Origin of the sequence: Clostridium sp. CS001 (assembly GCF_020443565.1) — a bacterium.
Classification (GTDB): Bacteria; Bacillota; Clostridia; order Clostridiales; family Clostridiaceae; genus Clostridium_AD.
This window is the reverse complement of record NZ_JAIZZN010000035.1, coordinates 19,455-39,815: the sequence shown is the minus strand read 5'-3', so window position 1 is coordinate 39,815 and position 20,361 is coordinate 19,455. Positions and strand designations below refer to the sequence as shown.

At 32.0% G+C, this 20,361-nt stretch carries 20 protein-coding genes; 3 read left to right on the top strand and 17 right to left on the bottom strand.

Going from position 1 to position 20,361, the window contains the following annotated elements:
• Positions 1-181: 181 nt before the first annotated feature.
• The 4 genes from LGK97_RS17465 to LGK97_RS17450 all read right to left on the bottom strand — a co-directional run bounded on the left by LGK97_RS17465 (position 182) and on the right by LGK97_RS17450 (position 4,197).
• Positions 182-1,252: a GNAT family N-acetyltransferase gene (locus LGK97_RS17465; protein WP_226261159.1), complete on the bottom strand. Its 1,071-nt coding sequence runs from the start codon at positions 1,250-1,252 to the stop codon at positions 182-184.
• Between the two features lie 235 nt (positions 1,253-1,487).
• A complete protein-coding gene (locus LGK97_RS17460; protein WP_226261158.1) occupies positions 1,488-1,982 on the bottom strand; it encodes an HD domain-containing protein in 495 nt (164 codons plus the stop codon).
• A 91-nt stretch (positions 1,983-2,073) separates the two neighbouring features.
• A complete protein-coding gene (locus tag LGK97_RS17455) occupies positions 2,074-3,033 on the bottom strand; it encodes a TIGR01212 family radical SAM protein (protein WP_226261156.1) in 960 nt (319 codons plus the stop codon).
• Between the two features lie 87 nt (positions 3,034-3,120).
• A complete protein-coding gene (locus tag LGK97_RS17450) occupies positions 3,121-4,197 on the bottom strand; it encodes a hypothetical protein (protein ID WP_226261155.1) in 1,077 nt (358 codons plus the stop codon).
• Between the two features lie 238 nt (positions 4,198-4,435).
• Between LGK97_RS17450 and LGK97_RS17445 the strand changes: the two genes are divergently transcribed.
• Positions 4,436-5,512: a transporter gene (locus LGK97_RS17445; RefSeq protein ID WP_413228450.1), complete on the top strand. Its 1,077-nt coding sequence runs from the start codon at positions 4,436-4,438 to the stop codon at positions 5,510-5,512.
• A 146-nt stretch (positions 5,513-5,658) separates the two neighbouring features.
• Entirely contained in the window at positions 5,659-6,549 is an 891-nt protein-coding gene (locus LGK97_RS17440) for a radical SAM protein (protein ID WP_226261161.1), read from the top strand.
• Positions 6,550-6,655: 106 nt separating this feature from the next.
• Here the strand turns inward: LGK97_RS17440 and LGK97_RS17435 are convergent, their stop codons facing one another.
• From LGK97_RS17435 to murI, 7 genes are all read right to left on the bottom strand, one after another.
• On the bottom strand, positions 6,656-7,339 hold the full coding sequence (locus tag LGK97_RS17435) for a phosphatase PAP2 family protein (protein WP_226261151.1): 684 nt from the start codon (positions 7,337-7,339) through the stop codon (positions 6,656-6,658).
• Between the two features lie 29 nt (positions 7,340-7,368).
• Positions 7,369-9,168 carry a heme NO-binding domain-containing protein gene (locus LGK97_RS17430; protein WP_226261149.1) on the bottom strand — a complete coding sequence of 600 codons (1,800 nt, stop codon included), beginning with the start codon at positions 9,166-9,168 and terminating at the stop codon, positions 7,369-7,371.
• A 285-nt stretch (positions 9,169-9,453) separates the two neighbouring features.
• The gene (locus tag LGK97_RS17425; protein WP_226261138.1) at positions 9,454-10,119 is read right to left on the bottom strand and encodes a S24 family peptidase; all 666 of its coding nucleotides are present in this window, start codon (positions 10,117-10,119) and stop codon (positions 9,454-9,456) included.
• A gap of 55 nt (positions 10,120-10,174) precedes the next feature.
• Positions 10,175-10,579, bottom strand: coding sequence for a DUF3783 domain-containing protein (locus tag LGK97_RS17420; RefSeq protein ID WP_226261136.1), 405 nt, complete (start codon positions 10,577-10,579; stop codon positions 10,175-10,177).
• A 69-nt stretch (positions 10,580-10,648) separates the two neighbouring features.
• Positions 10,649-11,164: a peptidylprolyl isomerase gene (locus LGK97_RS17415; protein ID WP_226261134.1), complete on the bottom strand. Its 516-nt coding sequence runs from the start codon at positions 11,162-11,164 to the stop codon at positions 10,649-10,651.
• Positions 11,165-11,318: 154 nt separating this feature from the next.
• On the bottom strand, positions 11,319-11,759 hold the full coding sequence (locus LGK97_RS17410; protein ID WP_226261132.1) for a hypothetical protein: 441 nt from the start codon (positions 11,757-11,759) through the stop codon (positions 11,319-11,321).
• Between the two features lie 240 nt (positions 11,760-11,999).
• On the bottom strand, positions 12,000-12,809 hold the full coding sequence (gene murI / locus LGK97_RS17405; protein ID WP_226261130.1) for a glutamate racemase: 810 nt from the start codon (positions 12,807-12,809) through the stop codon (positions 12,000-12,002).
• A 172-nt stretch (positions 12,810-12,981) separates the two neighbouring features.
• Between murI and LGK97_RS17400 the strand changes: the two genes are divergently transcribed.
• Positions 12,982-13,278, top strand: a complete 297-nt coding sequence (locus tag LGK97_RS17400; RefSeq protein WP_226261128.1) for a hypothetical protein — start codon at positions 12,982-12,984, stop codon at positions 13,276-13,278.
• A 29-nt stretch (positions 13,279-13,307) separates the two neighbouring features.
• Here the strand turns inward: LGK97_RS17400 and LGK97_RS17395 are convergent, their stop codons facing one another.
• From LGK97_RS17395 to LGK97_RS17370, 6 genes are all read right to left on the bottom strand, one after another.
• Positions 13,308-14,681 (bottom strand): MATE family efflux transporter, encoded by a 1,374-nt coding sequence (locus LGK97_RS17395; RefSeq protein ID WP_226261126.1) that lies wholly within the window; start codon positions 14,679-14,681, stop codon positions 13,308-13,310.
• Positions 14,682-14,757: 76 nt separating this feature from the next.
• The gene (locus tag LGK97_RS17390) at positions 14,758-15,294 is read right to left on the bottom strand and encodes a hypothetical protein (protein ID WP_226261124.1); all 537 of its coding nucleotides are present in this window, start codon (positions 15,292-15,294) and stop codon (positions 14,758-14,760) included.
• 154 nt (positions 15,295-15,448) lie between these two features.
• A complete protein-coding gene (locus LGK97_RS17385) occupies positions 15,449-17,005 on the bottom strand; it encodes an FGGY-family carbohydrate kinase (protein ID WP_226261122.1) in 1,557 nt (518 codons plus the stop codon).
• On the bottom strand, positions 16,995-18,461 hold the full coding sequence (locus LGK97_RS17380) for a sensor histidine kinase (protein WP_226261120.1): 1,467 nt from the start codon (positions 18,459-18,461) through the stop codon (positions 16,995-16,997). The genes LGK97_RS17385 and LGK97_RS17380 overlap by 11 nt, the downstream gene beginning before the upstream one ends.
• Positions 18,454-19,143: a response regulator transcription factor gene (locus LGK97_RS17375; protein WP_226261118.1), complete on the bottom strand. Its 690-nt coding sequence runs from the start codon at positions 19,141-19,143 to the stop codon at positions 18,454-18,456. Before LGK97_RS17375 ends, LGK97_RS17380 begins: the two co-directional genes overlap by 8 nt.
• 172 nt (positions 19,144-19,315) lie before the next feature.
• A complete protein-coding gene (locus tag LGK97_RS17370; protein ID WP_226261116.1) occupies positions 19,316-20,314 on the bottom strand; it encodes an NADH:flavin oxidoreductase in 999 nt (332 codons plus the stop codon).
• Between the last annotated feature and the right edge of the window lie 47 nt (positions 20,315-20,361).

The following is a 20,361-nucleotide window of genomic DNA, read 5'->3' as shown; positions in this document are numbered from 1 at the left end:
ATTCCACGTCACCATGGACACCCTTGTCTTAAGCTATGCACTTGGCACTATTAACCCGTGCTAGGGACTTTCACCCTTTAGATTGCGCCCATGCTGGGCGCACAATAAAAATGCCACAAATCTTTATTGTTTGTGACGTCTAATAAGAAAAATATGATGCAAATACAATATAGATTAGCCATTAATCATTACAATCAATATTTTCGTTTAAAAAATCAATCCAAGCTTTTTTAGTAAAGTTAGAACACATACCCTTGGTTTGAAGTGAAGTGATATAATTATTAAATTTCAAATAATTTTTCGGCATGTTCTTCTGATTCATAGTTATCAGAATATTAATTGTTTTTTCAACATCATTAGATTTTGTATAAGCAAAAAGACAATCCTCCATCAAACATTCTTCAGTTTTAGATGCATTTTCTAAATATTCACCCCATTCATGCCATTCAGATTCAGATAAATCCTTTAAATTCTCAATTGGAGGATATGAAGTGAAAGAATAATAATGATTATTATATTTAAATCCTAAATTTTCCGCAATTGCTCTTGACCCTTTGTTAGAATCTACACAAAGCCAATCAATTTTTTCGTATCCCTTAGTAAAACACTCCCTAATAGTTGCAGCAGCAGCTATTTTTCCAAAACCATTTTTTCTATATCTTTCATCTGTGTGTATCCCAATTGCAATTGTCTTTTCAAAACTACAATCACTTAATGACCAACTCACAATTACCTTGTCATTACGTATTAAATACCCTGTGCCATATTTTTTGAAACTTTCATCATCACCCCAATTTTCAGCCCATTCTAGTACTCCTTCTGAGTTTTCAAAGGAGTTTTCTCTTAAGAAAGATGTATCAACTTTTTCTAGTATATACCCTTCTTTCAAAGTGGCATCACAATCCACAAATCTATCACTAGATAACACATAATGCCTTCTTTTGTATTTTCTAATGAAATGATTTTTATGAATAGTTGGTATTTTCTCCATCCATTCACAAAAATCAGGAACTAATTGATCCCAAAAATCCAATTCTGAAGACACCTCTGAATTAAAAACTTCATCATTTGGACTACCAGCAATTAAATTACACTCACTAGTCTGTATCAATGTAGCCGTTGGATTATCAATGTTGTTTACATATATCTCACCAGGATTTTCACCACTGATAACAGAAAATACCGACAATTCATCGTGAGATTTAACTAAATGGGCTATTTTCTTAAATTCTTTACTTTCTAATTTAATCATTTAATTTCCCCCTATATGTATGTTTTATTATGAATGATTTACTTTAAATTGCCTAATTCATCAAGGGAATAATAGTAAATCTTATTCTATTATTCCTTTATGTTTACAATACTTCAATGGAAAGTATTTTTATATTAAAACTTTCCCATTTTTACTAGGCATTATATAACTGTTCCGTCTTAATGGTACATTCTTGTTAGTTGGCATGATTAAATTAACAATCTCAAATACTTCATCATATATTTATACAAATTTCACCTTCCGATTCTCTTGCAAACCTATCAATAAATGAATGCACAAAAGAAACTTTGTCATCAAAAATTTTATGCGACACATCATAATTTAGTAATGCTCTACACTTTTGAACTTCAGAGTCAAACTCTTTGTTATAAAATTCTACAGAATTTTGCATTGGCTCGTCTTTATGAGCATAATACTGAAAGTTCATCCAAATTTCTACAGCACCAAAATGATCGAGTATATCTGCATCCTGCACTATTTTAATGTATTCTGAGTAATCATTGTTTTTCTTTCTTAGATTGTGGGAATATATTATTTCAATAATCTCATTAATTTCATACTGTGTACAATATTCTTTAAGGATATCTTTCATCAATACAGCTCCATATTTTCCATGAGTCTCTATTCCCTTTGCTATATCATGAAATAATGAAACAACAATAATGATATCATCATGAGAGCAATCTTCTGATAAAATTACCTTTCGCAATTTTAAAATTTCTTGGCGCCGTGAAAGCATTCCAACAACATATACTTTTAGTTAAAGCATCCTCTAAGAAAAAAGCTCTTAGTTCAAATTTTTACTCTTTAAATTCTTGTCCCTGATACAAATCTAATTCCTTTAATCTACTGCCTATACCATTTAATACTTCCCATTTTTTTAAGCTCCATATAGGACCTATTAGTAGTTCCCTTGGAGCATCCCCAGTTAATCTATGAACCACCATATTAGGTGGAAGCATAGTAATTGATTTGCAAATTATATCTATGTACTCCTCTTGCTGCAAAAATTTTAGCTTTCCCTCGTCATAAAGATGTGTCATAGCTGTGTTTTCCATAAGATGCAGCAGATGCATCTTTATACCCTTTATATCTTTATGTGCCACATAGTCTATTGTTTTTAACATATCTTCTTTGCTTTCCCCTGGAAGTCCAAAGATAGTATGTACCACAACATCAATATTCCTTTTATTAAGCTCTTTCAGAGCCTCTTCGAATGTGGATAATTTGTATCCTCTGTTAATTATCTTTGCACTTTCATCGCTACAGGTTTGAAGTCCAAGTTCTACCCAAGTATATACCTTGTGGGAATATTCCTCTATAAGGTCTAGTACATCTTCACCTAGACAATCAGGTCTAGTTGCTATTGCCATACCCACAATGCCTTCTTGAGATAATGCTTCTTCATATTTTTCCCTTAGCACCTCTATGGGCGCATAGGTATTTGTATAAGCTTGAAAATACGCAATATACTTTCCACTTTTCCACTTCTTGCTCATCATATCCTTTATATCTTCAAACTGCTTTGTGATAGAAAACTCTCTATTTCCAGCAAAATCGCCTGAGCCTCTCTCGCTACAAAACAAACATCCTCCACTGCTAATGGTTCCATCTCTATTAGGACATGAAAATCCACCATCTAATGCAATTTTAAAAACCTTATCACCGAACTTGTCCCTTAAAAAATAGTTTAAACTGTTATATCTTTTGTCACCCCATGTTTTCTGCACTAACCTCTTCCTCTCTATACATAAGTCCATGAAATAAATAGTTACCCCTAGGCTAGTTATTTATTTCATGGCAACCCTATGTTTATTATACATTATAGTCACTGAAGAATGTATAAATTATAATTTCTGTATAGTAAAGGTTTTTAAATTCAATTTCCATTTACCAATTATATCTGCTTCAGAATTATTAAGACTTGATTTAGGTATTACTTCATATGACATGGCATCCTCCCCAAAAGATGAAAATACTATTTGTACTTTTTCTATTGGATAGTCTTTTTCAAAGTTAATAGGAATTGATTCCCCACTTTCTGCCTTATAAACCATAATACATTTACCTGAATCCTCCTTAATATATTGCACAAGCAGAAATTTTCCATCTAATGAAAAACTCATAAAGTCCACTTTGCAATTCATCAGTAGATCTACTGAAATTAATTCCTTTCCAATTGGCTTCTCCTTAGCCATTACTTCAGATCCGCCACCTTGCGACTGCTGCCCTTGAGAATTTTGAGCATCTCCTTGAACTGCTAGGGACTCATCAATATTTACAATACCAATAAAAGAATCCTTGTTATAGGTACTAATTGCAAGTCTACCGCCCTCGTAATCAAAGTTTATAGAGCTAAATTCTTTTGTAGGTACTAATATCTTATAAAGCTGAGCCCCATCCTCTCTTGAATATGCATATTTAGGTAAACCTGCTTTATCAATAATTAAATTAGTTTTTATATTCTTTTTATCTCTAAATCTAAGGCTCATGCCTTCTGAGAAAGCTTCCTTTTGTAGCATACTACTAACTTCACTTACTTTATACTCAGCACCATCTTTAACAACCTTAATAGTGTACTCATCTAAAGAGGATAATGAATGAGTCATAGACGTCCTAGTTGTTCTAACCTTAATAACTCCACTTCTACCAATCTCATTACTTTCTATAATATTATAACCCTTTACTTTTATTTCACTAATTGGCATATTGGAAGCTTTTCTAAATAGTTCTTTAGTAAATAGCTTCTTAGCACTTTCATAATCTTCCTTCATTATAAAATTCATATAGCTTTCAACCACATTAACTGCTGTTTTAATTTCAAATGCATTAACCTTTGGCTGCTCCTCTTTATTTTCTTTTTTACATGCTGTAAAGGAGAAAATAAAAACTAGTATTAATAAGAAACTTAAGTTCTTTTTCAATATTTCCACTCCCTCTTAATTCAAATTTAATTCAATGATAGAATTTATAATTGCTTTCGCATTAAATCATCACCTGCGGTGCTGCAATATTAAACTTCCTCTTGTAATTATAGTTTCCCTATAAATAAACTTTTAATTTATAAAATTATTATTTATTATCAATGAATGCACATATATTTATAAAGACAAGCATTTTATTAAAGTATAACTCTTAATTTAATAATTTTATGGAGGAGATATTTTGAAAAAAACAATTGGTCCAATATTTCAAACTGCAGCTGTATTCATCGGTACCATAGTAGGTGCTGGTCTTGCTTCTGGGCAAGAGATAACCCAATTTTTTAGCACTTATGGATATAGGAGCTTTTTAGGAATCCTTATGTGCGGCCTAATTTACATTGTAATAAGCTCTATTATTGTTTCTATCAGTGTAAAGTATAATTTAAGTTCCTATACTGAGCTTATAACTCTTGTAAGCCCAGGCTTTTTTGGCAGCATTACAGATATCTTTACAAGCTTTTTCTTAATAAGCGGTGCTGGCGTAATCTTAGCTGGAAGCGGTGCGCTTCTTCATCAATATTTTGGTATCTCAAAATGGGTAGGAATTTCACTTATGTCTATAATTGCCTTATACACGCTACTTAAGGATACCAAAGGCTTAATAGCCATAAATTCCTTTATAGTTCCTGCCCTTACTACAATTATTATAACTATATTCATTTTATATTTAGTATTTTACAAGGATATGGTAGGTGCTTCCTATCTAAAACAAATTCCTTCTTATAAAAATAATATTATTCCTGCTCAATGGTTCTTTTCAGCCTTACTCTATGCCGGTTTTAACATGCTATGCTGTAGTGGTGTTCTAGTTCCAATAAGTAAGGAGATAAAGCATAGACGAATTCTTATTCCTGGGGTTATAATTGGAGCTTTGGTACTAACAGTATTATGCTATTTCATAAATATAATGCTTTTACTCAACATACCACAAATCTTCAAGTACGAGATTCCCCTTTTATACATAACCCATCGGTTTGGCATGTTAATGCAAATCCTTCTGCTATGTATAATTTGGTGCGAAATGTTCTCAACTGAAGTTTCCGACATTTACAGTGTAGGCAAGACCTTTGAGAAAAAATTCAATATTTCTTATAAGAAATCTGTTTTACTCATACTTCTTCTAGCCATACCTATTTCTCAAATTGGCTTTAGGAATTTAATTAAAGTTCTTTATCCTGGATTTGGTGCAATAAGTCTCATTTTTCTGGTTCAATGCATTATATTTTATAGGAAAACTACTAAAAAGCATAATTGACGTTATATGTGCTTAGTTGTACAATTCTTATATATAAGCTTTATATAAAAAATGTACTCATTTAGCTTATGCTATGTGGATGTAACAAGGAGATTAAAATGATTAATAGCAAAGTCAATGAATTAAATGATTCATATCCTTTACAAATGCTAAAAAAGTGTAACTTATGTCCTAGGAAATGTTATGTTAATAGATTAGATGGAGAATTAGGATTTTGTAACGCCTCTAAGGATGTAAAAATAGCTAAAGTCTCCTTGCATATGTGGGAGGAACCTTGTATTTCAGGCATAGCAGGTTCTGGAACTGTGTTTTTTTCTAATTGCAACCTCCGATGTGTATTTTGTCAAAATCATAGAATAAGTCATGAGGACACTGGCAAAACAGTGTCAATAAATCGCCTTAGCGAAATCTTTTTAGAGCAGCAGCAAAGGGGCGCACTTAATATAAATTTAGTTACACCTACTCATTATGTACCGCAGATAATAGAGGCCTTAAAGCTCGCAAAGAGCAATGGACTTAACATTCCTATTCTTTATAATTCAAATGGATATGAAAATATAGATACCATCAAATCTTTAAAAGGATTTATTGATGTTTATTTGCCAGATCTAAAGTATTACAAAGATAAGTATGCACTTAAATATTCGAAATCTCCTAATTACTTTAGTACAGCTAGCCAAGTTATTTCTGAAATGGTTTCTCAAGTAGGGGAGGCTAAGTTTGATGATAATGGTATCATTCAAAAGGGGGTAATAATTAGACACCTAATGCTCCCCGGCTTATTATTTGATTCTAAGAAAATACTAGATTTTATATATAACACATTTGGTGATTGCGTGTATATTAGTTTAATGAATCAATATACACCTATGCATAAGGCTTCTAAATATCCTGAAATAAATAAACCTTTAAACCCAAATCATTATGATGCCTTAATTGACTACTGTTTAAGCATAGGAATTACCAATTGCTTTATTCAAGAAGGTGAGACCTCCTCAACAGCTTTTGTACCTGACTTTGATTTAAGTGGCGTATAATTATTCTTTAGAAAGTTACTATCTTCTAATACTAAAAGGCCCTCTAATTTTATTAATCAGAGGGCCTTTTAGTATTTATTTATTTCATAATTATGTTTTCCTTTTACTATAGTGTGTTACTCCAATTTACAGTAGTACTTATCCTTCCTTCTGAAACGTCGGTAAGCTTTAGTTTCTTAAAAGAAAAATACAACACAAAAGCAAATATTATGCCTGCAACCACATCTGCAAAATAGTGTTGCTTTACAAACATAGTAGATAAGATTATTGAAAAAGCTATAACACCACAAATGGTTTTAGTTAACTTATGAATCTTTTCTGATTCATAAGTATACAAAGCTATTAAAACAGAGTTTAAAACATGGATACTTGGAAAGCAGTTATATGGATTGTCCACCTCATACAAATTTAAAACCAAGTTACTAAAGAAGTCATTTCCTGTTACCATAGGCCTTGGAACATAGGTTGGGTAAATATAATAGATTACATAGCATGTAATCATGCCTATATTTAATGTTATAAGCAACTTCAAATACCTTTCTCTATCCACTATACATAAAATAGCACAAAATACTGCTATGAATACATACCAAGATGAATAAGGTAATATAAAGTACTTATTAAAAGGGATTAGTTTGTCCACGGCAGTAAATACAGAGTTAGTCTCTCCCCTTTGTTGGTTTAATATTGGATAGGTCAAACTTATTAAGGGTATGCTTAGCGCCCATAATCCACGCTTCATAATATCCTTCCACTCATAAGTACCTACCTTCTTTTGCAATCGTTCCATTTGGCTCCCTCCTAACTGCCTAATCCAAGTTATATGTTATATTTTTTGAGTTCATCTTTAAATGAACTTGTTATCTTTTTAAATTCAAATATACTGTCAATAAGCTTCTTTATTTCACTAGTATAATTCCCAACATTTGCACTTACTTCTTCAGATGCTGCAGAGTTTTCTTCTGCAATTGCAGCTAGCGACTCTATGGTTTCATATATATTTGAAATAGAACTTGCTTCCCTGTCTAAATCATTTATAGTATTTATCATTGCTTTCGAAACCGTTCTAACAGACATTGTAGCCTCATAACTTATATCTCTTACTTCTTCTAGTCCTTTTGTTTCATTTTGTAAGATATCATACTGATCACCGATTTTATCAACAAGTGTGTTTATATCCTTAACAAATTCAATTAAATTACTATTAATTTCTTCCACAGCACCTTTAGACTGTTCCGCAAGTTTTCTAACCTCATCTGCAACAACAGCAAATCCTCTTCCCTGTTCACCTGCACGAGCTGCTTCTATAGATGCATTTAGGGCAAGTAAATTTGTTTGCTCGGAAATTTGAGAAACAATTGAAACTATATTGGTTATGTCATGAGCCTTCGCTTCTAGTCTTATACCATTGTCTTTAACTTCTTGGAACTTTTCTAAAGTCCCAAGTATGTTTTTGCTTGTACTGTCAACGCTTTCATAACTTCTATTTATCTTTTCAATAGCTTTTTCTAATTCATCCTTATTATCATTTTCATTTTTAACAATATCCTTAAGTGATCTAATATTATCATTTAAGATAGAAACCGCACTTTCAGTGCTCTCTGCTTGGCTTACAGAGGAACCAGCCATTTGCTCAACCACTCCAGATATGTCCTCAGAAGTATTTTTCATAGTATGAGAAATACCATTAATATTATCTGCAAAAGTATCCATTTCATCAGTAACACCCTTAAATCCAACGAAATCAGCTCTAAAAGCTTTTTTGTATTGCTTTATTTTTTTATATATCTCTTCATATTCATCACCTGTAACTATGTCTCCATCTTCAACATAATCATTGCTATTTATTTGATCTATAGCTTGTTCTATCATTTTTGTAGGTCTTATCATTATAAAGGACACAAGGCTTGAAGCTGCTCCAGAAAATATAGCAAGAGCTACTGCTTTTGGTATATTACTCATTCCCATTAAAGGAACTGCTGCTAATAGTGATATAATAAAGGTAGACATCCCAACTTTTGCAGGTATATTTTTAATAAATCCTAAGGATAGCATTTTATTAATTTTATATGTCTTTTTATAATAAATATCTTTTTCAAAGGTAAGTTTTAGACTCAAACTATCTGCTGTTTTCTCTATTTGTTCAATTTCGATGTTTTCATTAAAGTATTCACAAGTTCCATCTAACATCCCTAGGAAGTAATCAAACATTCCTCTATTGGACTTATATGTAAATATAGCCTGTCTACTAGAAATAGGCCTTATTCCCACTAGTGGTGGTTTTGCTCCATCAAATTTCTTTGTCATTACAACATGTATATCAAATAGTGACTTTAAAAATGAATACACATTTTCAGTATTAAAAAATGCAGGAAAATCTCTATTAAAAGCCTTTAAGTTATCTCTTCCTATAATTCTCCACAACTTGTCCAAAGGTATGTTTTGTTTTTTTGATATATTATCTATAACTTTTCTAACTTGTTCATCATCTACGTTCTCTACAGGTGAAAATATTTTACGAGAATTCCACCCCACTGATTCCATAGCACTGTCAACCACGTCATCACCATAAAACCCTCTACAAGTTTTCATCCAAGTAGCTATTACCGTTCCTTTCATATGTAATTCCTCCTTTTATCTATTGCTTATTTTTTGTATTTTAATTCTTTAGTAATCCTGCTTATTCGTACACCACAAAAATCACTTATTAGCTGTATATTATATATTATAAACTATGGATAGTGTTTTGTTAATAAGATTAATTATTATTTTGCAAATTCTTAGTCTAATTAATATTATTTGTCTACCTTACTTAATATATTCCACCTACAAAAGGAAAAGCACATCCACTTTAATGTGGATATGCTTTTCTCTTCAAGTTAAGTAAACACATTATTTCCTTGATTACAATTTAAACTCAATTCTATCTAACCTTGCAATTACTTTAATTTCTTTATTATTAACTGTGTCAGTTCTTAATGTACCTTTATTACTTATTAGTAATACTTTATTGCCGTCCAATTTCTTTATCTGCCTTAATAATCTTTCCCCATTATAGTCCACTAGTGAAAATGCATTATTTTCTATTTCGTGTGTTAAGTGAGCAAAAGCAATATCTCCACTGCAAATTCTAAACCCAATCATATCATCATTCTCTATTTCTAAAAATACTACTTTATCTTGGGCATAGCCTTCTACTTTGTTTGATATTATGGGCATTTGTTTTATACCTATAGATTTATCCAAATCATATTTATAAATAGCAACATTTTTTAAAACTGATCCAAATGCATCATTCCAAACCTCATTAACTTTTTCCAGGCTAGGTCTTTCAAGTTTAGGTTTCTTTTCCTCTACATATTCCTCATCATGAAAAGATATTGAGGTATCTTCAATTTCTTCACCTAAGACTTTAGAGATTTTTTCTAAGAATTTTTCATTTAAAACTTTTCTTCCTGTTTCAACTTCATTGATAAAGCTCTCAGCAACTCCGATTTTTTTACCTAATTGCTTTTGGCTTATACCTTTTGATTCTCTTACTTGTTTAATTTTATCTCCTACTCTGCTCATAATTCTCCGCCTTTCTAATTGAATTTTTGTTTCTAAAAAACCATTGAAGATTTAATTATGACTGTGTATTCTTTCTATAAGCTTCTCTTTCTTCAATTAGGTGCTGTAGGAGATAACTAATCGTCCAATTTATTGATGTAGGTGTTACAGCGGCTTGTATAGTGTTAATGGGCTTAACTTCTCTTATACTAGCAATTAAATCAAAGAGCTCTTTATCCATATAATTACTAAATAAAAGCAACTTTTCATTAGGTAATTCAGCATTGCTTCCTTTACCTTCTACACCACTTTCTTCCCATTGCACGTGACTTAATATTTCTTTAATTGTTACATTTCCCATGTTCTTCTCAATTATTTTGCAAGGTAATATGTTTTTCTTTGATAGTAAACTATTAAGTCTTTCTTGTTCCTCTTTTGTTAGACCATATGCAAGGATAAGTTTTTCATTAATAAGTTCCACGTTGTCTTCCCCCTACAATTTAATTTCTATAATCCTATAGATATTTTAGAATCATCTATTTTAAAATTATTACATTTTTTCTGGTTCACTGTACTCAATGCCAAAAGTATCAACTGTCATGTTTTTTATCTTTTGTTCTTCACGTGGCATATCTCTAAAATCTCTTTCCACACTAACTATTTCTTGAGCATTCTCAACACCTTCTATTACTTTTCCAAAAGGTGCATAGCTTCCATCTAAATGTGGAGAATTAGCTACCATAATGAAGAACTGACTTCCTGCTGAGTTTACATCATTTGATCTAGCCATTGATAAAACCCCTGTAGTGTGCTTTAAATCATTTTTGAATTTATTAGAAGAAAATTCTCCTTTTATTGAATATCCTGGTCCGCCAACGCCTGTTCCTTCAGGACAGCCACCTTGAATCATAAATCCTGGAATTACTCTGTGAAAAGTGATTCCATCATAAAATCCCTTTTTTATAAGACTAATAAAGTTATTTACTGTGTTAGGTGCAATTTCTGGGTATAATTCTGCTTTTAGAACTTTACCATCTTCCATATTAATTGTTACTATTGGATTCATATATAATCTCTCCTTTTGTTATGTATTCATTATAAATTATATCACACTTTATATTATTTACTATTTTTTATATATAAATCATACCTTTAGGTATCTTTAAAAAATAACTAGTATGGCTACTAGTTATTTTTTAGATGCCTTCACAAGTAATGTCTCAAATTGCTTGTTGTCCAAGGCTAATTTGTAAAATAACCTTTTCCTGCGGTTTTTCAAACTTTATATGAATATTTCCTCCGGGAAGTATTATTAAAAAGTGTTCTTCTAGCATGTCTACCTCTCTACTTTTATCAGTGTTAACCACGTCTATTTCTAAGTTACCATCAATTTCTGACCTGGCATATTCATACCCAACATTCAAACTACCAAAAGTAGTTATGTCTTTTAACTTACTATCATCTTTTGCAATAATTAAATGGGCAATGTTGTTGTTTTCCTCAAACTTACACACTAGATGATTTATCACACATAAACAATTACTTTGAATTGGATTATTGAGTACTATACAATTGATTTTTTTTATTTCCTCAATTTCCATGTTAAATGTATCATGCCCAATGTGACTTTCATTATTTTCTTTTAATTTAAATACTTTCATTTCATCACCTTATTTCCTGTGTTTTTTATATGCAGACACCTTGACTTGTTATTTTTTAAGATGCCTAATTTAATGTATTCGCCTAGTCATGTTATTGATATAATTAATTTGAAATTAATCAAATGCTCTTTTATTTATAAGTTGTAACATTATATTTCTAATAAAATAAAGCAATATAAAACCACTTAACTAGTTTTACATTGCTTCTATTATATATTTATATTAAGCCTTAAAGCATCATTATAAATTTAATAACTTGTAGCTTAAATCTACTATATTATTATTAATAGGGGAACTGGTACCTGTAGAAGAACTGCTACTTGTAGCAGAGTTATATATAGTTACAGTACCTTTTGTTTTCTTTTCACTTAAAAGATCATTAATATTAAGCTGTCTTTTTAGTTGATTTACTGTACCGATGCTACCATCAATTATAATAGTCTTTTCTCCAACAACCTTAATTAGTTCACCTTTTATAAATGGGTAATGAGTGCATCCTAGCACAATTGACGCTAGGTCCAAATTCATAAACTCCTTTAACTTTTCCTTTAAGTAATTTTGGATTTCATCTCCCTCAATAATTCCGCTTTCTATGAGCTCAACAAGACCTGCGCAGGGAAGCGGTATTATATTCACTTCTTTGTTATGTTGCTTCATTAAATCACTAAATTTCTTTTCGGATAAGGTCATGGGAGTTGCCATGATAATTATGCTTTTACCCTTACTTACTTCTACTGCTGGCTTAAGCGCTGGCTCTATACCAATTATAGGTATGTCCTTGTACTTTTCTCTAAGATCATCTATAGCCGCACTAGTTGCTGTATTGCAAGCTATTACCACCGCCTTTGCTCCTTTATCTAAAAGAAAATCTACTGCATTAAACGTTAACTTTTTAACTTCCTGTACACCTTTGGTTCCATAGGGTGCATTTATTGAATCACCGAAGTACACAAAATCCTCACTGGGAAGTACTGTTAAACATTCCTTTAAAACACTTATGCCCCCTACTCCTGAATCAAAAAATCCTATTGGCTTTTCTTTGTTATTCACCTTATCACCACCACACTAAAATTAACAAATACACATGTAACTTATATGGTACCATCTTATCTTTATAAAGACACATTGTGGGTTTTAGTCACATATACTCAATAGATTAAATAATATGTTATTAAGTCTATCCACTTACCTTAAATTATAACATAAAAAGGGGGAATTGTTTATGCCTTCAATGCCTGATTTAAGCAAAATTAAAGTTTCAATTAGTAATGGCTTTGAAACTATATCAAACAAATCTGAGGATTTCATTGAAACATCCAAGCTTAAATATAAAATTCATTCTGAAGAAAGTAGCATGGATGATCTTTATAAAGATATAGGGAAGGAATTATACATCATGTTTAAACGCAATGGTCACATTGACTCCTCTTTACTAGATTATTGCAATGCCCTTAAGAAAATAGAAAAACGCATAAGTGCTTTAGAAAAAGAGATTCTTAACGCCAATAATAAAAGATAGTGGACTATCCCACTATCTTTTAATTTAACTTATATAATTACATCATTATCTTCACCATGTAACTCATTTAGATGTTTAATTTCTATAAATAAGAATATACCTGTTAAAATAGACGATATTGCATCAGCACTAGGTCCTGACATCCAAACTCCATTCAAACCAAAGAACCTTGGCAGTATAAATAGTAATGGTATAAGAATTATAACTTGCCTGCTTAAGCTTAAAAATATGGATACTTTAGCTTTCCCTATAGCTTGAAAATAACTTGAACTAACTATTTGAAATCCTATTATCGGAAGCATAAATAGATATATTTTAATGCCATGGCTACCTATTGCTAATAACTCTGGGTCCTTATTAAATATACCTATAAGTTGTTTCGGAATTAATTGTATAATTATAAATCCAGTGGTAGTAATAGCTGTAGCTGCTATTATTGCCAGCTTTAAAGCATGCTTTACACGATCAAATTTTTTCGCTCCATAATTATATCCGATTATTGGTTGACAACCTTGATTTATCCCAAAGATAGGCATTAACACCAGCATTGATGTACTTGTAATAACCCCCATAGCCCCTATTGATAAATCTCCACCATATTTAGCTAAACTCCTATTGGAGATAATAGCCACTACACTTGCTGCTATTTGCATGGAGAATGGCGACATCCCTATAGCAAAAATACTCTTTATGACCTTAGCGTTTAACTTTAAGTTCTTACGTCGTATTTTTAATACACTTTTTCCACTAAAGAAATAAGATAATACCCATATAGTATTTACAGTTTGAGAAATAACAGTTGCAATTGCAGCTCCCCTAACCCCCATGTGGAACACAAAAATAAAGATAGGATCTAAGATTGTATTTAATACTCCACCAATTAACATAGTATACATTGCTATTCGTGGATTTCCCTCAGATCGTATTGTATTATTTAGTCCAAAACCTACGTTCTGGACTATTACACCTATTAATATTATTGTTATGTATTGCTTTGCATAAGGCAAAGTTGCTGCACTAGCTCCGAATTTTAGTAGCATTGGTTCTAAAAATATAAGACCTACTACGGTTACCATAATTGATATTAGAATAATAAGTGTAAATGCATTTCCTAAGATATGCTCTGCTTCTTCTTTTTTTTGTTGCCCTAGCTTTATGGATACAAGGGCTGCGGTTCCAATCCCTACTAGCATCCCAAAAGCTAAGATTATAGTAGCAATTGGAAATGTAACTGTAACCCCTGATAGGGCAACTTTGCCTACCCCTCCCGGTATTTGCCCTATAAATACTCTATCTATAACGTTATATAGTGCGTTGACAAGCATTCCAACAATAGCTGGAATGGAGAACTTCATAAGTAGTTTACCTATATTTTCTTCTCCTAATTGTTTTGATCTGTCCAAATAATCATCCCTTTCATATAATGCAAAATAACCAACGCTGTATTAAACCTTGTTGGTTATTCCACCTCTTAAATATTTATTTACTTATTAATTCATTTAACTTTTCTTCTATATATACATTAAGTTCTTTATCTGCTATATGTGTTTCGCTACTTACAAGATCAGGTTTTATTCTAAAGAAATTAATTACTAATTTATTTCCTGTGATTATGTACTCATCTGAATGTAGTGGTGCAAATATAACCTCTAATTCTTCATATTTATTAGTACCACTTTCTTGTTTAAGTTTACCTACCATGCTATCTAGGTTAAGTTTTTTTATAGGTTTTACCATAGAGAATGTATATTCAAAATCCTCCATCATCCACATGTTATTGTTCCAGAACTTTAACTCCTTCTTGTTCCCAACGAAAGGCTCTCTGTTCTTTATTGCACTTAAAGCTCTTCTTACTGATTCAGCATTAAATTCTGCGTCATAGGCACAAGATAATGCCACCATGTCTGCTACATCGTAAAAAAACTTTTCTGCAATATTGTCCTTTTCGCTAGCTGCTTGCCAAAAATAAAGCATAGCTTCTACCGCTTCTAAATTAACCTTAATCCTTTGTACCATTTTTATTACTCCCCTCAATATTAAATATTTATAGTATTTTATCTTTACCTCTTCTACAGACACATTAAATCATCTTCTACGAAGCTGCAATATTAATAACTTTCACTTCAATTATACCCTAAAAATATTAAAAAATCACATTAAATTCACAAATTTAATATTCTGGGTACCCTGTTATCTCTTTTATGTCCTTATATAAATTCTTAAGACTAGGGTAAATCTTTGTATATACTTTCCTATATAACTTTGAATAAACCTCAGCATTACAAGCGTTTGGAGTGAACTCCTTCTCCCTTTTAAACATATGTCTTATGGCTTCTTCATAGGAGCTATATACTCCTAATGATACATATCCTATAATGGATGCTCCAAGCCCCGAGATTTCATAAGTTTGTCCTTTAAATACTTTTCTATTTAGCATGTCCGCAGTTATTTGGCAAATAGCATCACTTTGCGAACCTCCACCGCAAACAGCAATCTCTTTTATTTTTTTTCCTGATTTTCTTTCTATTTTCTCAATACCTTCAAGCAGTGCATAATTAATTCCTTCTATAATAGCTCTGTAAATATGCGCCCTGGTATGTACATCCCCAAACCCGATTATTGCTCCCTTAGCGTCAGGCATCTTAAGCCCTGGAGTCCAATAAGGTTGAAGAATAAGCCCATGAGACCCCGGAGGCACTTCTTCTAATCTTTCATTTAAGAGAACTTCTGGTGATATTCCTTTTTCAATAGCTTCTTTCATTTCTCTCATAGAAAACTCTTTCTTAAACCAATTTATCATCCAATAGCCTCTAAATATCTCTACCTCTGGATTATAATATCCATGCATCGCTGAAGGATAAGATGGCATAAACTTTATTGGTTCAAAATATTTCTTTGATGTAGTTTGTACTGTTGCAGTAGTTCCAAAACTGATGCTTGCACATTCCGTGTTAAAACACCCATTCCCTAGTGTCTCACAGCCCTTATCCGAAGCTCCAGCAATTACATTAGTTCCTTCTTTTATACCTGTAAGTTCTTCAACTTCCTTTGTTACTTGTCCTATGATTTCGCCAGGCTCTATGAGCATAGGTAGTTTTTCTCTTTCCACTCCAAAAAGCGTCCATCTATAGCTTAGGTCACTTTTGGGCCAACATTTATTTTTATAATCAAAAGGTATATGTGCTATTTGGTTAGCTACAGAGTCTACAATATTTCCAGTAAGCTTAAAATGAAAATATGCTGAAATAAGAATATATTTATCTGTCTTTTCCCATATCTCCGGTTCGTGCTGCTTTATCCAAAAGGCCTTTCCCTTTTTTTGGGATACTCTAATAGCTTCTTTCATCCCAATAGTTTTAAAAGCCATGTTTTCAATGCTTGAAAAGGGCTTAACTTTATCCGCTACTCTTTGATCAAGCCAAAGTATAGCTGGTCTTAGCACATTCCCATACTTATCGAGGTTAATGCAGGTGTCCCTAAGGGTTGTCACAACTACGCCACTGATCTTACTCCAAATGTCCTCACAGTCTTTCTTAAGTAACCTGCACACTATGCATAGGTTATTCCAGTAAACCTCTGGGTCCTGCTCCGCCCAACCTGGACGATTTGAAAAATACGGATCAAACTCCTGCTTTTTCTTGCCAATTAATGTTCCCTCTTTATCAAAAATAAGTGCCCTTATACTCTGTGTTCCACAATCTATGGTAAGTATATATTTATCCGTCATAGTTATCCCCTTTTAGTGTGATTACAAATTTACAGCCTTTATCTATATCCTGTACTAAATATATGTTTCCTCCGTGCTTTTCAATTATAGCTTTTGATATTGAAAGCCCCAGTCCTGTGCCACCGGTCCTAGAGTTTCTTGTAGTATCTACTCTAACAAAGGGTTCAAAAATACTTTCATGAAACTCTTTAGGTATTCCAACTCCATCATCTTTAATAATAATTACTGCCCTTTTATTTGCTATTAATAGCTTTATGCTGATTGTAATCCCGGGTTCATTATATTTAATACCATTTAATATAATGTTGCTTAAGGCTCTATCTAAGTTTTTTTTATCAAAATATATCTCAACCTCATCTTCAGTAATATCAATCTCATATTTCACACCACTTTGCTCCATCATTGGAACATAGCCTGCAATAAGTTCTCTTAGAAATTCACCAATATCATGTTTACCTATGTCTAATTTATATTCTGTACTTTCCACGCGTGAAAATTGAAATAAGTCTTGAATTAAATCATTTGCACGTCTACTATTGTTATTTATAACTCTTAATAACTTAATTTTATCTTCCAGTAAGATATCATCATTTTCTAATAAAAATTCTGAATATCCTAGTATACTTGTTAACGGATTTTTTAAATCATGAGATATATCAAGAATCATTCTTTTTGCATTCTTCTCAGACTTTTCTTTAAGTAAAGTTTCCTCTTGTATTTTTTCTGCCATTAAGTTAAAGGCATCCTTTAATTGACCTATTTCATTTAAAGAATTAATTTCAACCCTAGCTGAATATTCTCCGTTTTTTAAAGTATTAACCCCTTGCAAAAGCTTTTTTAGAGGTTTTACAAATACCCTTGATGTAAGCTTAGAATAAAGTATCATTGTAGTTAACAAGAATATAAGAATTATAAAAGGGAATATCTCTAAAAAGTTAAGTCTAGTCCTTTTGGTTTTACTAGCTTCTCCTAGCCGCTCAATATGTTCAATTCCCCAAGTATATGTATCATAAATACTGTTAGGCATAGCGGTAATTAAAATAAAGTCACCTTCATTAGCATACTTACTAGAGTAAAAATAACCATCCTTTAAATTATTAGTAACCATATCGTGAAAGTATTGTATTGGATACTTAAATCCGACTTCATGTTTGCTACCACTTTGCATAATTATCTTTAGATCTTTATCAAGCACTTCTACATATCCCTTATACTTTCTAACCTCTGAAACATTAATATCCTTATAATTCTCCCTTATAATATGTTCTGCCGTGGTGTTGATTGTAGGTGACTCATTATAATAAGTAGAAAGATAAAATACTAATGCCACCATAGTTAATGCAAGAATCCCAATTAAAATAATCAAAAACAAAATATAATTTATAAATAATTGGGTAGCCATTTTCTTGCTCTTAAGTGCTGTAACTACTTTCTTTAATACGTTTCTATTAATCATGTTGTTGCTCCATTTTATATCCTATTCCCCTTATAGTTTTTAAATATTTAGGATTTTTAGGGTCATCTTCAACCTTCTCCCTAATATGACTTATATGCACCATAATTGTATTAGAGTCTCCGTAATATGGATTGCCCCATACTATTTCATATAGTTGCTTTTTAGTATATACCTTCCCGGGGTTTTCTATAATAAACTCAAGTAATCTATATTCCTTTTGATTTAAAGCAAGTTCTACGTTATTTTTACAAATACTACAACTCTCCTTATCTAGCGTTAGCTCTCCTATTGTTATTGTGGTTTTATGAATCTTATTAGTATACTTATAATAACGTCTTAGTTGAGCCTTAACTCTTGCAACTATCTCAATGGGACTAAAAGGTTTTATCACATAATCATCTGCACCTAGCCCTAGTCCCTTAATTTTATCTGCTTCTTCTTCCTTTGCTGTTATAAAAATTACTGGTATTTCGCTAGTTTCCCTAATCTTTTTAAGAACATTAAATCCATCTAGCTTCGGAATCATAACATCAAGCAAAGCGATATCTATATCTATAGTTTCAAATATATTTAAGGCCTCCACACCATCCTCTGCGGTGAAGATATTGTATCCGCCTTTTGATAAATGCATCTCTAAAAGTTCCCTTATATCCTGTTCATCTTCTACAATTAGAATATTCACTATGTATCCCTCCAGTCTTATATACATTGTAACCCTAAAGTGTAGTTTAACTCAATTAAGAAATAAAAAAAGGAGTCCACTCTTTTGAGCTTTCCTCCTCCTTGCTTTAGGCTGTTGGTACAATCCCCTTACAGAAACTATACTAACATTACTTTTAAATGCAGTGCATATATTATTTCAGGCTTTCCATAGCTGATTTTGCCCACTGAGAATCTTTAAAAATAGCTCTTCCAACTCCAATAAGGTCAGCTTTATCTTCAGCCAATAGCCTTTCAGCTGCTTGTGCTTCTGTAATTCCACCGGTTAAAATTACCGGTATAGATACAACTTCTTTAATAGCCTTTGTTAATGGCCAAAAATATCCCTGCTCATTTGAATTTGGCATCATATATCCAAGGAATCCACCAGAAATATCTAGAATGTGTACTCCTGCCTTTTCAAATTCCTTAGCTGCAATTATGCTATCTTCAATTACTGTACCACCTTCTATGTAATCTGCTGCACCCAATCTTAAAAGGATTGGAAAATCATTTCCCACGGTTTTTTTCACTGCTTGAACTATCTCTAAGTGAATACGAATACGCTTATTCACATCTCCACCATATTCATCCTCTCTTCTATTAGAAAGGGGTGAGAAGAATTGATTCAATAAATATCCATGAGCTGAATGTATCTCCACCGCATCAAATCCTGCTTCCTTAACTCGACCTGCTGCTTTAGCAAAGTCTTCAATGATTTCTTCTATTTCCTCTTTTGAAAGCTCCTGTGGAATTTCCTTCTCTTTAAAACGAGGATTTGGAACTGATGATGGCCCAACAGGAGTAGTCCCTGTCACGTCCCTAGTAGCCGCTCCTCCTGCATGATTAATTTGCATAACGGCCTTTGATCCATTTTTCTGAATTACTTTTGCTAACTTCTTCAATCCTTCAATATCGCTATCCATAGATACTGAAAGTTGACCATTACTTGCTTTCCCTTTCACATTTATAAAGCTATGCTCAATGATAATTAAAGATATGTATCCACCTTCTGATTTTTCTTTGTAATAATTTAAAATATCTTCACTTACCTTACCGTCTTCTTGAGATTTTGATGTAGCCATGGGTGGCATTACTAGACGATTACTTAATTCTAAATTTCCTATTTTTAATGCTTTAAGTAGGTTACTCATTTGAACCCTCCATAATCTTATATTATTTACGCATTTATTAGGGGTTA